Origin of the sequence: Vibrio sp. 05-20-BW147 (assembly GCF_013369385.1) — a bacterium.
Taxonomy (GTDB): Bacteria; Pseudomonadota; Gammaproteobacteria; order Enterobacterales; family Vibrionaceae; genus Vibrio; species Vibrio floridensis.
In genome coordinates this window covers 41,929-54,884 of sequence record NZ_SZTO01000022.1, presented here as the reverse complement: position 1 = coordinate 54,884, position 12,956 = coordinate 41,929, and the positions used below count along the sequence as shown (strand labels likewise).

The 12,956-nt window shown below is 48.6% G+C and carries 11 protein-coding genes and 1 pseudogene; 10 read left to right on the top strand and 2 right to left on the bottom strand.

What is annotated here, in order from left to right; genetic code table 11:
* The 9 genes and pseudogenes from FC652_RS17530 to FC652_RS17490 form a co-directional block, all read left to right on the top strand.
* A pseudogene (locus tag FC652_RS17530) lies at positions 1-143 on the top strand (ISAs1 family transposase); the annotation flags it as partial.
* A gap of 744 nt (positions 144-887) precedes the next feature.
* On the top strand, positions 888-1,772 hold the full coding sequence (gene cyoA / locus FC652_RS17525; protein WP_176299593.1) for a ubiquinol oxidase subunit II: 885 nt from the start codon (positions 888-890) through the stop codon (positions 1,770-1,772).
* 28 nt (positions 1,773-1,800) lie between these two features.
* Positions 1,801-3,828 (top strand): cytochrome o ubiquinol oxidase subunit I, encoded by a 2,028-nt coding sequence (gene cyoB / locus FC652_RS17520; protein WP_176299595.1) that lies wholly within the window; start codon positions 1,801-1,803, stop codon positions 3,826-3,828.
* Positions 3,829-3,837: 9 nt separating this feature from the next.
* Positions 3,838-4,446: a cytochrome o ubiquinol oxidase subunit III gene (cyoC, locus tag FC652_RS17515; protein WP_176299592.1), complete on the top strand. Its 609-nt coding sequence runs from the start codon at positions 3,838-3,840 to the stop codon at positions 4,444-4,446.
* A complete protein-coding gene (gene cyoD, locus FC652_RS17510) occupies positions 4,446-4,778 on the top strand; it encodes a cytochrome o ubiquinol oxidase subunit IV (RefSeq protein WP_176299591.1) in 333 nt (110 codons plus the stop codon). Before cyoC ends, cyoD begins: the two co-directional genes overlap by 1 nt.
* Positions 4,779-4,790: 12 nt before the next feature.
* Positions 4,791-5,708, top strand: coding sequence for a heme o synthase (cyoE, locus tag FC652_RS17505; RefSeq protein ID WP_176299590.1), 918 nt, complete (start codon positions 4,791-4,793; stop codon positions 5,706-5,708).
* Positions 5,705-6,337: an SCO family protein gene (locus FC652_RS17500; protein ID WP_176299589.1), complete on the top strand. Its 633-nt coding sequence runs from the start codon at positions 5,705-5,707 to the stop codon at positions 6,335-6,337. The genes cyoE and FC652_RS17500 overlap by 4 nt, the downstream gene beginning before the upstream one ends.
* The gene (locus FC652_RS17495) at positions 6,334-6,846 is read left to right on the top strand and encodes a copper chaperone PCu(A)C (RefSeq protein ID WP_176299588.1); all 513 of its coding nucleotides are present in this window, start codon (positions 6,334-6,336) and stop codon (positions 6,844-6,846) included. The genes FC652_RS17500 and FC652_RS17495 overlap by 4 nt, the downstream gene beginning before the upstream one ends.
* 17 nt (positions 6,847-6,863) lie before the next feature.
* Positions 6,864-7,385, top strand: coding sequence for a hypothetical protein (locus tag FC652_RS17490; protein WP_176299587.1), 522 nt, complete (start codon positions 6,864-6,866; stop codon positions 7,383-7,385).
* A 102-nt stretch (positions 7,386-7,487) separates the two neighbouring features.
* Here the strand turns inward: FC652_RS17490 and FC652_RS17485 are convergent, their stop codons facing one another.
* Both FC652_RS17485 and FC652_RS17480 read right to left on the bottom strand, forming a co-directional pair.
* Positions 7,488-9,530, bottom strand: a complete 2,043-nt coding sequence (locus FC652_RS17485; protein ID WP_176299586.1) for a PhoX family phosphatase — start codon at positions 9,528-9,530, stop codon at positions 7,488-7,490.
* A 149-nt stretch (positions 9,531-9,679) separates the two neighbouring features.
* The gene (locus FC652_RS17480; RefSeq protein ID WP_176299585.1) at positions 9,680-10,375 is read right to left on the bottom strand and encodes a pirin family protein; all 696 of its coding nucleotides are present in this window, start codon (positions 10,373-10,375) and stop codon (positions 9,680-9,682) included.
* Between the two features lie 367 nt (positions 10,376-10,742).
* Here FC652_RS17480 and FC652_RS17475 point away from each other — a divergent pair, with 367 nt between their 5' ends.
* Positions 10,743-12,833 (top strand): sensor domain-containing diguanylate cyclase, encoded by a 2,091-nt coding sequence (locus tag FC652_RS17475; RefSeq protein WP_176299584.1) that lies wholly within the window; start codon positions 10,743-10,745, stop codon positions 12,831-12,833.
* Positions 12,834-12,956 lie beyond the last annotated feature (123 nt).

The following is a 12,956-nucleotide window of genomic DNA, read 5'->3' as shown; positions in this document are numbered from 1 at the left end:
CTGTTGAAAACATCGCGTTGTTTAGACGTTTTGTCATGAATATGCTCAAGCAATGCGACTGTGGTGCTCCGAGCCAAAAAGTGAAGATGAAGAAAGCGGGTTGGAACGATGATTATAGGGCAAGAGTCTTCTTGGGGTTATAAATCCACCAAAGTATGCTCCCGCCCTGTAGCCAACACCGCTGCAGCTTCAAGTAGGAGGGGTATATCGTAACCAAAAAATTCATATACCAAGACGTTAATTCCACAATAGTTTCCCAAACACCTCAATATTTGCTCATTTACCATACCAACTATATTCCAGTAGTTTTATATCCACTCCGAAAGCAAATATACAAAAATCACAAATCAATAAATCACAAATAAAACACCCTCAAAATTGTGGATATTATCTCTCATCAAAAATACCCACAAAAATAAAATGACAAACGTATTAAAATTAAACAACAAATATCCACAGATTAATAATGGATATATTAATAACCACTTTATCAAAGTGGACAATTCAATGTAAATTATAGCCACCCATAATAATTTAAACAAACAAAACAAATACTTATATCAATAAATGTCTAAAAATAAAATTCAATGTAAAATTTAGAAACAAAGAAAAAATAATTAAATGTCATTTTCCCAGATAAATACTTGCGTATTGAATCCATAGCATTTTAAATTCACACCCAAAACAACGAGGAAATAATTTTATTATTTCATTACAAAACACAATGTTACAAAAACAAATAATGCGTAACAAATGGGTTGATAAATTGTTAATTTGCAAAATTTTAACAACAATTCCTACGTAATATCCGTTCAAAAAACATTCAACTTACTTTTTAACTTTGTCTTTGGATTTATGTAAGAGTCTACGGTTTCTTGGGAGGAACAATGAAAATAGGATGTAACGTCAAGGTTACATTGATAGTGCTTACCGTCGCGGTCCTGAGCATGATTGGTTTAGTGTTTAGCACCGATATGGTGTTATTCGATCCTAAAGGGCCAATTGGAGAAGCACAAAAGGATTTGATCATCATTTCCGTACTGCTGATGGCCATTATCATCGTGCCTGTTCTATTTATGTCGGTCTACTTTCCCTATAAGTACCGCAAATCGAACACCAACGCCGAGTACAAGCCAAACTGGGAACACTCAACGAAGATTGAAATCATCGTTTGGGCCGTTCCTTGCCTCATCATCTTGGCACTCGGTTATGTCACTTATCTCACCTCATTCTCCCTAGACCCTAGGCAAGAACTGAAATCCGATAAGGAACCGCTGACCGTTCAAGTGGTGGCAATGAACTGGAAATGGTTGTTCATCTATCCCGAGCAACAAGTCGCCACGGTCAATGAGCTGGCGTTTCCGGTTGACCGACCCATCGAGTTCCTTGTGACCTCAGATACCACCATGAACTCTTTCTTCATTCCTCAATTGGGTAGCCAAATCTACGCGATGGCTGGCATGGAGAACCGTTTGAATCTGCTTGCATCTGAAGAAGGTGTTTACCGTGGTTTGTCGGCAAACTACAGCGGTTTCGGCTTCTCAAACATGCACTTCAAAGCGCACGTGGTTGACGATGCAGAGTTCGAGCAATGGATCGAGCAAGTAAGAAGTTCCGAGCAAGTTCTGAACGATGCGAGCTACCAAATCTTGGTAGAGAACGAGAAAGATCAAATCCGCGCACCGCATCCAGTGACCTACTACTCGACGGTCGATCCGTTGCAATTCAAAGACATTATTGAGAAACATTCAGGAGTCCAAAATGGCTTATAAAGGCGATGTGCATGCCGAGCCGGATCCAATTTTCGGTAAATTAAATTGGGATGTGATTCCCTACTACGATCCGGTCATTTTGCCGGTGATGATCGCCGCGACACTCGGTGGTCTGGCTCTGATGGGTTTTATTACCTACAAGAAGAAATGGGCCTACCTGTGGAACGAGTGGTTTACTTCGGTTGACCACAAGAAGATCGGTATCATGTACATCATCGTCGCTCTGGTGATGATGTTCCGTGGCTTCTCCGATGCCGTGCTGATGCGATCCCAGCAAGCGTTGGATACGCTGGGGGCTGGCTATTTGCCGCCGGAGCATTACGACCAGATCTTTACCGCTCATGGCGTGATTATGATCTTCTTTGTCGCGATGCCATTTGTCGTCGGTTTGATGAACGTGATTGTGCCACTGCAAATCGGCGCGCGTGACGTTGCTTTCCCGTTCCTCAACTCGTTGAGTTTTTGGCTGTTTGTGGTTGGCGCGCTGCTGATCAACATCTCGCTGTTTGTCGGTGAATTCGCAGCAACGGGGTGGCTCACCTATCCGCCATTATCTGGGATGCAATATAGCCCTTGGGTCGGGGTTGACTACTGGCTCTGGGCACTGCAGATCTCCGGTATCGGTACGCTACTGACGGGTGTCAACTTCGTGGTCACCATTCTGCGTATGCGAGCGCCGGGGATGACGCTGATGCAAATGCCTGCATTCACTTGGACAGCGTTGTGTTCAAACGCACTGATTGTAGTGGCTTTCCCTATTTTGACCGTCACCCTAACGCTGCTCACGCTGGATCGTTATATCGGCACTCATTTCTTCACGAGCGACATGGGCGGCAACGTCATGATGTACGTGAACTTGATTTGGGCTTGGGGCCACCCAGAAGTCTACATCTTGATACTTCCTGCCTTTGGCATCTTCTCAGAGGTCGTTGCAACCTTCTCGCGTAAGCGTCTGTTTGGTTACACATCGTTCGTTTGGGCAACAGCGACCATCATGGTGCTTTCGTTCATCGTATGGCTACACCACTTCTTTACCATGGGGGCCGGGGCCAGTGTGAATGCTTTCTTTGGCATCGCCACCATGATCATCTCGATACCCACTGGGGTGAAGATATTTAACTGGCTCTTTACCATGTACCGTGGCCGTGTTGAGTTCACCGCCAGCATGTGGTGGACCTGTGCTTTCCTGATCACCTTTACCATCGGTGGTATGACAGGCGTTATGTTGGCGGTACCCGCGGCAAACTTTGTGTTGCACAACAGTTTGTTCGTTATCGCGCACTTCCACAATGTGATCATCGGTGGTGCCTTGTTCGGCTATTTCGCAGGCTTCACGTATTGGTTCCCGAAAGCCACTGGCTTCAAGCTGAACGAGAAGTGGGGAAAGATCTCTTGCGTTCTTTGGACCGTGGGTTTCTTCGTTGCCTTCATGCCCGTTTACGTACTTGGCTTCAACGGTATGACACGTCGTCTCGCCACCGTTGATAACCCTGAATGGGCTCCTTTGCTCTGGATTGCCGCTGTGGGTGTCGGGATTATCGCCCTGGGTGTGGCGGCGCAAGCTTGGCAGATCTTCGTGAGTATCCGTGATCGCAAAGAGAACATGGACACCACAGGTGACCCATGGAATGGCCGTACGCTGGAGTGGGCAACCTCTTCACCACCAGCGTTCTATAACTTCGCGACACTGCCGACTATCCATGACCGCGATGAGCATCAATACCGCAAAGAGCACGGTTTGGCTTACCAAAAGCCAGAGCGTTACAAGAAGATCCACATGCCGAAGAACACTTGGGCTGGTGTGGTCATCAGTGCCTTTTCGCTGGTGTTTGGTTTTGCTTTTGTCTGGCACATCTGGTGGATGGTTGGCCTTGGCTTTGTTGGAATGATTGGCGCGTGGATAGCTTATAGTTTCGAGCGCAACAAAGACTACTACGTACAAATCGATGAAATCGAAGCGATTGAAGGGCCGTACCTCGCGCGCGTTCAACACGATCACCCGCATTTCAACGCTCACACCGAGCCGAAAAGCTCTGCACAAACGGTAGAGGCTTGAGGAGTAAAAATGAACACCAATACTCACATTCATGACCATCATGATGATCACGATCATCATGACACCGCCGGCGACGACATCTTTGGCTTTTGGGTTTATATCCTGAGCGACTGCTTGTTGTTCGGTACTCTGTTCGCTGTTTTTGCGGTCTACTCGAACAGCTTTGCTGGGATCATTGAACCCAGCGAACTGTTCAACCTGTGGTTTGTTGCAGGTGGCACTGCCCTGCTGCTACTCAGCAGTTTCACTTTCGGCATGGCGATGCTGAAAGAACACAACAAAGACATGAAAGGGATGTTTAAGTGGCTGTGGATCACTTTTGCCCTCGGTCTTGGCTTCTTGCTCATGGAACTCTACGAGTTCTATCACTTCAGCCAAGCCGGTGCGACGTTTGATTCTAGTGCCTACTGGTCTTCTTTCTATGCATTGGTCGCAACGCATGGTTTGCACGTGTTTGCCGGTTTGATTTGGATGTTGTTGCTGTTTGTCCACTTCAAGCGTGACGGTTTTACCACCGCAAACAAAACGCGCCTTGCACTGCTTAGCTTGTTCTGGCACTTCCTCGATATCATCTGGATCTGTGTCTTTAGTGTCGTTTACTTGATGGGGGTAATGTAATGTCTTCTGAACATACTCATGGCGGTCAAGCGCACGGCAGCGTAAAAGAATACGTTCTGGGCCTTATCTACTCTGTCGTGCTAACGATGATTCCGTTTGCCATGATCATGGCAGACATCGGTTCCCCGACAGCGAAAGTGGTGGTGATTTTAATCTGTGCGGTTGCACAGATCTTGGTTCAACTGGTGTTTTTCCTCCACATGAACACCTCGTCTGAGCAAGCGTGGAACATCATCACCGCAGTGTTTACCGTGGTCATTGTGGCCATCGTGCTCGTTGGTTCCTTGTGGATTATGCAGCACTTAAACCACAACATGCTGATGGGGCACTAAGTGGAAACCACCATGTTCAAGCACTATTTACGACTCACCAAACCCGGTATCATTCGCGGCAACCTCGTTGCCGCTGCCGGCGGATTCTTTCTGGCCTCCCAAGGCCAGATTGATTGGTTGCTTTTCTTAGCAGTTTGCGCGGGCACGTCGCTCATCGTCGCCTCAGGCTGTGTCTTTAACAATTTCATTGATAAGGATATCGATGCCGTCATGCAGCGCACCTGCAAACGTGAGTTGGTGCAGAAGCTGGTGCCGATTTCCCATGCATTGCTGTTTGCGTTTACGCTAGGGGTGGCAGGTTTCACTACCCTGTACTTGTTTACCTCTCAGATCGCATTCGCCTTTGGGGTGCTTGGCTTTGTAGTTTACGTGGGTTTCTACAGCCTCTACTACAAGCGTCAATCGGTTCACGGCACGTTAATCGGCGGACTTTCGGGCGCATGCCCACCGGTGATGGGTTACTTTGCCGTTACCCATCAGCTTGACGTTGGTGGGGCGATTCTCTTTGTCACCTTCTGCATTTGGCAGATCCCGCACTCCTACGCGATCGCGATCTATCGATTCAACGACTACAAAGCCGCCAACATTCCGGTTCTGCCTATCCAAGAAGGCCTCGCCAAAGCGCGTTCACACATCATTGGTTACATTGTTGCCTTTGCCGTGGCGTGTTGGGCACTGAGCTACCACGGTTACGCGGGCAGTTGGTTTGCACTGGGGATGGGTTTGGTCAGTTTGTACTGGTTGTACATTGCGAAAGTGGGTTTTGAAAAAATGCCGACGGAGCAATGGGGCAAACAACTGATGCTGCTCTCTATTGTATGCATCATGCTGTTTTGTGTATTGATCTCTGTCGATTTCACCCACATGCCGATGACGAGCCCTGACCATGCAAGTACCCATGCACAATGGCTGAGTGAGGGACTTTCATGAACATGAACCCGGTAAAAATGGTTCTGCTCGCTGGCGCACTGGCGATCGGTATCGTTATTGCGTTGTACGTTGATAATACCACCATACCGATTGGCGAACGCCCAAAACAGTTTAGTGAACTGGGCGGTAACTTTCAGTTGCAAAGCGAGCTTGGCGACATCAACTTGGCAGATTACCAAGGACAAGTGGTTGTCCTCTACTTTGGTTTCTTGAACTGTTCTGAAGTCTGCCCATCGTCGGTTGGTGTCATGTCGGTAGCATTTAAGATGCTCCCAGAATCGGTTGGCAAAGGCGTACAAGGATTTTTCATCAGTGTGGATCCAAGCCGAGATGATGTGACGTCGCTGCATGAGTTCACTCAATACTTCGACCCACGCATTTTGGGCTTAACAGGCACCAAAGAAGAGATTGACCAACTGACGTCAAACTATGGGGTTTACTACAGTTTGGTCGATATGGAGAAGTCGGTGTTAGATTACACGGTTGACCATATGTCACGCTTTTACATCATTGCGCCTAACGGACAACTGGTTGACTCAATGAGCCACAGCACCACACCGACCGAGCTGGCAGCTCGCATCACTCGAACCATTGAACAGTATGCACAACTGATGAAGGAAAACTTATGAACCGTTACGTCACCTTCGGTTTAGGTCTGGTCTTGGTCATGGCACTTGGATTTTTTCTGCGCCATTTCTACGCCACCTTTTCCCTTCATGCGGAGCCACATTTCATTGGCAAAGGCGAAGTTAAGCCACTTACCGAACAATTGTCGGTGGTTGATGCGCGAGTGCAAGCCACGATTCCGGGGATCAAGGTCAGCTCTGGCTATCTCACGCTGATCAACACTTCGGACCAAGAGATTGTGATTACCGGTGTCTCGACCGATGCGGCAAAACACACTGAACTGCATCGCATGTTTCTGCGCGACAACCGCATGGCGATGCGAAAAGTGGAGCAAGTTGTGGTGCCTGCCAACGGTCGATTTGAGTTCGCGCCTGATGGGTTTCATTTGATGTTAACTCACCTAAACCAGCGATTGGTGGAAGGTGACATCATTTCGGTTCAGCTGATGGAACAAAACGGCACCCTTCACACGGTTGAGTTTGCCGTGGTTGAGATGAAGCCGCACCACTAAGATCTTGGAGTGTGAAAATGACTAAGCCAACCCACCGTTCTGTCTTCATCTCTGCAGCGGCCTTGCTCATGGCATTCTCGCTCAACGCAGAAGAGGCACCTCGCCCAATCACTTCCATGGATAGCATAGCGCAACAATACGCTCTGCCCTGTGAGTCGCTGCTGATTGAACTGGCCTCCAATAGCTTAAAGCTCAACCCTCATCGTATGTTGGAGCAATCAACCCAGATCAGCGAGAACGAGCTATTTAGTGCCATCGCCGTCACTGATTACCGCGATCGCGCTAGTCACGTGACGTTTCACGGTGTGTCGAATAGATTGGGCCGTTGTCAAGCGACGGTCACCGAAAGCTATGTGCTGCAAACCAACTGTGCGGATGCTCGGCACGAAGCGTTCAGTAAATGGGATTTTCAAGGGAAACTGAGTCAAGAAACCATGGTGTTGAGTGCTAAGCGCATCTCGGGCAAGCAAGCATTTTTGACCGATCAAAAACCCGCTATTTGCCTCGTCACCACACGATACACGATCAACCAGCCTTAAGGCTCAGAGAACGGCAGACAAACCTCACCGCAAAGGTGAGGTTTATCCGTGTTACTTAAAAGCGCTGACTACATTCATTGAACGCTGAGCAGCGTCATCGCACTAGAGCGCGATCTCACCACCGTCTTCGCGACGAATCACCACCGTCGCTGCGCGCGGGCGCACTGTCATACCTGCTGGCGTTTCTTCGGCAGCATTGTCGCTGTATGGCCAATTGCTAGGGTGCTGGATATTCACAAACAGCGATTTGTAATCTGGGCTGATGGCAAAGCCGGTCACTTCACAACCATTCGGTCCAACAAAGAAGCGTTTCAACTGCGCTTGGTTAGACGCATTGACTTGGGTTTGCGCGCCCGTTTCATCCACCATGCGTGAAGGCACCACCGCCAACATTTGATCGTTGGTGTAACTGGTCACTTCACCCGCACCGTTATCCGTTTGAATCCACAAGATCCCGCGGCCGTCAAACGCCAATCCATCAGGGCTGGCGAACTGGTTCAAATCGGTTAAGCCAGAACGATTTGTCTCTGCATCACCGTTCGCTGGTGAGCCGAAGACAAAGATATCCCAGCTAAACTCGGTAGCGCTCGCCCCTTCATCCCAACGGATCACATGACCAAACTTGTTGTTTAGGCGTGGGTTGGCTGGGTTCGCTTCGGTACGTTTGCTGTTGTTGGTCAACGTGAGGTATACCGTACCCGTAAATGGGTCTACCGTGCACCACTCAGGTCTATCCATTGGCGTTGCACCAACGAGATCTGCCGCACCCGCGGTGTTTAAGATAATGTCAGCCAGCGTTGAAAAATGGTCGGCCAAAGTCCCCCCCGAGGTGGTCACGCTGTTTAAAGTGAGTGGCAACCACGAGCCACTGCCATCTTCATTAAAACGCGCGACATACAAGGTACCTTCGTCCATGTACTTGTCACCCGTCGCTAAACGGTGGCTTGGGTTAGCATCGTTCGCATCCCACAATGCTTTTGATTCAAACTTGTAGAGGTATTCAAAACGAGAATCGTGGCCGGAATAAAACACCACCGGTTTGCCCGCAACAAGCTTGCCAAAGGTACACCCTTCATGGCGAAAACGGCCTAGTGCCGTGCGTTTTTTCGCGCGTGAATTGGCCGTGTAAGGGTCAATTTCCACAATATAGCCGTGACCATTGGCTTCATTGCGATAATCATCTTGCGCAGAGGCGCCCGTTGGCAACAAGTTGAATCGAGTGAACTCGTCTAGACGTTCTTCTGTGTGGCCTGCCAACGTTTCCCATGCATAACGAGTGGTGCCTGAACCATCAATACCAATGCGATCTTGTTCTGCGGTACGCGTTCCTGTGTTGATGAAATAGCCCGGCCAGTTTTCTTCACACGTAAGGTACGTGCCCCAAGGGGTATAACCGTTGCCGCAGTTGTTCAGTGTGCCGCGCGCCTGACTGCCATCGGGTGAAAAACGGGTAACAAGGTGAGAGGAAAAAGCCATTGGGCCTGAGATGTCCATGACCGTTGCACCGGTATAACGGCGATTCAATGGATCACTGTCGACCATTTTCCACACATCGTTGTCGAGTTGAATGCGGACCACAGAGACACCGTGAGCGTTGATCTCTTTGCGCACCTCATCCACGACGGTGCGTAGGCCATTGGCCGAAGTCGGGCCTGCTGGGTGCAGCGCCATTTGATCAATGTACTCATGGTTCACGCACAGCAAACCATCGTTTGGATTGCCATTGATTGGGAAGAAATGCATGCCATCATGATGCATGCCTAATGCATTGAGTTGGTCGTCTGCGGTGTTGCTGCCATCCGCTTGCCACGCACTGGCGTTGCCGTTTAAAGGCGTCCCCCATGGCACCAACACTTGTGCTTTGTAACCATTAGGCACACTCACAGCATCGGTGAGTGACCCAGCAATAGAGTCAAAATTTAGAATTGCTCTCGATTGAGATGCTGAGCTCGCACCCGCACTCGTGCCGTTACTTGCGGTGCTGTTGCAACCAGCCAAACCGAAAGCACCAAATGCTGTCATCGCACTGATACCCAATCCACCTTTTAAAATGTTGCGGCGGGATAAACTCGCTTCCAGTACATCTTCAAAAGGCTTGTTTTTGCTTTTGTTGTAGCGGGTCGCGTCGAAGGTTTCCTTACTCATGCTGTTTTATCTCTTAGGTTTATGAATGTTGAGCGCGACCCAAGATAGGTGAAAAAAATGACAAAACAGGTTGTTCTTGATGAAGCTTTTATTTCCCTATACCCAAAACAGCGACACCACCGGTCAGCGGTATCGCATTGTGCTGCCTATTAAGGCAAATCAAACACCAGAGCAGTAACAGGATCGCTGCTGATATTTCGCAGTTCAAGGGAGGACACATCGCTTACTTTCGCCCCATCACCCGGATGCAGCGTGATGCTGTCGAGCATCAGCGTGCCGCTGATATGATGCACGTACACTTTGCGCGCGGGCGCAACAGCTAAGCGCTGAGATGCGCCCGGCGCTAAAATCAACTGTGAGAGCGTCGCATCTTGTTGGATCTGCAGCGTACCGTTTTTTCCATCTGGCGTAGCGACAGGCGTTAACCCTAACTCATGTCCAAAATCTTTCTGCTGATAATTGGGTTGGCCACCCATACGGTTTGGTTGAATCCAAATTTGCAAGAAACGCAGCGCTTCGGTTTTCGATGGATTAAATTCGCTGTGGTAAATACCTCGACCTGCCGACATCAATTGGAACTCTCCCGCTGGGAGCGTTTGCACGTTGCCTTCGCTGTCTTTGTGCGCAATGCTTCCGCTGAGCACATAGCTGATGATCTCCATGTCGCGATGACCATGGGTATCAAACCCCGCGCCAGGGATCACCGTGTCATCGTTAATCACACGCAGCGCAGAAAATCCCATATGCTGCGGGTCATAGTAACTGCCGAATGAAAAAGTGTGTTGGCTGTCGAGCCAGCCAAAGTTGGCGCGTCCACGTTCTTCTGCTCGCCTTACGCTGATCATAATCTCTCCCCTTAACACCATGAGCATTGATGAGTGGCCAGCCGAACATACCCATTAATTTTTGATATTGGTGTGTGTAAACACTGGCTGGCTCAAGTATTGAAAACAGTTTAGAAGTAAAAGGTTTGGGCGATAACGAGGGTTTAGCGATGAAGACGTTCAGTTATTTCGAATGAGATGGTACAAGTGCCACTTCGTTATCGCTGACCTAAAGTAACATCACTCATTTCTCCCCCTTAGTAAGAGTTAAGCGAAAGAAGGGTTAGCACCAATTGTGTGTCATCTTTGAGCCAATAGACTACCTTTACAGTAGACCACATATGTCTGCTCCTAATGATTGTTTATTACTGATGGGTCACTGACTAACATGCCGAAGAAATTGGCTCAAACGGCCGCTTCATTACTGCAACTTGAACATGTCGTAATAAGCCAATACGACATATTCCAACTCTTATGCCAGCATTTAAAGGCATTGCTGCCCGTAGAAGGTGTGCAGATCTGCCAACCTACCACACTGACGCTTTGTGCCTTGCATGAGGGTGTTTTTTTGACGGAAACTGACTTAGCCGATCAGCATGATGGTCCTTGGTGGCAATGGCTTTCTACCATCAGAAGAGACTCCGGATTTGTGCCGATTCCCCCAGCTTTATTGGACAACCAGCGGGGCGCGTTAGTCTGCCGCCTTTCCTATGAGGAAGAAAACTCGACCGTCCTTATTTTACTGCTAGAGGATGAGCAGTATTTTCAAGCCCACTCAGAGCAATGGCATATGCTCGGCACGGTTCTACAACAATTCTGGCTAACCCAATGCATTAAATTAGCCGCCGCAGAGAAACGACGAGACGTCGATAACCAGTATGGTCTGGTCCTCAATAAGCTAAAAACTCAAACCCGTCGTCATCAAGCCATGAGCAATGTGGCGCTGGGTGTTGCTGAGTTGACCTCGACCCGTAACGAATTTGATTTGCTCAAGCAAAGTGTCATTTTGTTGCGAGAGGAGTTGGGCTTGGATCGCGTCGGCGGCTTTTTGATTGATCATAAAGCGGGCCGATATCACGGCGTCTTCGGTACCGATGACCAAGGCCAGTATCGAGATGAATCGCAAGATTATTACCCTTACATTCAACTTGATCCACGTTTCTTGAGTTTTTTAAGCAAGCCGGACAACTGGTTTTATTTGGTATCAGACATCACGCTTTACCATCGAGACCAACCTGTTGGGCATGGCTGGAATGCCATGGTGGTACTGAGAAACGAATCTCAGGAGCCTCTTGGCTGGTTCGCCATCGACAATTTGCTCACCCAAACGCCGTTTGACTTTGATATCCAAGAAGCGTTGGAAGTGTTTGCGAAAACCGTGTCACGAATTTTGGTTGAAATCCACCACAACAGCCGAGTGCGTAAAATCAGCCAAGCACTTCAGCTTATGTCTCAGGCAAGAAATACACTGGAGATTTGCCAACAGGCGGTCGAATTTGCCGTCTCTAAGCTCGATATTGATCGGATTGGGATTTTTGTGACAAGCGATTCTGACCCTGGCATGTTGCAAGGAACTTATGGTGTGGACACGGACGGAGTGATCCGCGACGAAAGCTACTTTTCGATGCCTTACCCTGATTCCCCTCTATTTACGCAGGCCTCTGCCAAACCCAATACCTTGGTGATCCTCGATGATGTCCCTCTTTGGCATGACCTAAAAATGGTGGGTTACGGTTGGAATGCGGCCATCGCACTATCCGTGGATGAGCAGTTGATCGCTTTCATTTGCGCCGACAATTTGCTCCGGCAACGTTTACTCACCTCACATCAGCGTGAACTGATTCAATTATTTACTCGTAACTTTGGGGAAATGTTGGCCAGATTACGCGGACAAGAAAAGTTGGAAAAATTAAACAAAACGCTTGAAGAGCGAATTAGCGAACGCACCAAGGAGCTGCAAAGCGTTAATCATAAGTTGTCACAAATGGCTCGGACTGACAGCTTAACTCAGCTTTACAATCGGCGTGCTTATGAAGAGTTCATTCAAGAATATTGGCATACCTACCAAGCTCTGCAAAAAATCACCCTTGCCGTGATGGATTTGGATGGCTTTAAACTGGTTAATGATCAACTCGGCCACCAAGTGGGTGACGAACTGCTCAGGTTGTTTGCGGATTTATTGCGTGATGTGTTTAACGAGCCGACCGACCGCGTCACCCGACTTGGTGGCGATGAGTTTGCTTTGATTATGTGTGGCTTAGATCAACAAGCACAGTTGCGGCGGTTATCTCATCTTATCGAGGCGTTTGATCAACAAACTGCGCAACGTTTTAACCATGTTTCGGTTTCGATTGGTGCAGCGTGTGTCGTTCCCACTCCAGACCTAAGTACCGACGGCTTTTTTAGCCTTGCCGATCAAGCACTTTATCAAGCAAAAGCCAATGGTAAGCATCAGCTCGTGGTTTATTGTGAGCAATAGGGCAAGGCTTTATTGGCTGGCTTTTGTCGCCGCTTCACGCACCCAACATGGGAACGGAAGGAAACAAGCGAGAGTCGCCGCCAATCACTCTCGCTTTTCTTGTCCCCTAGCGACACGGCCTCT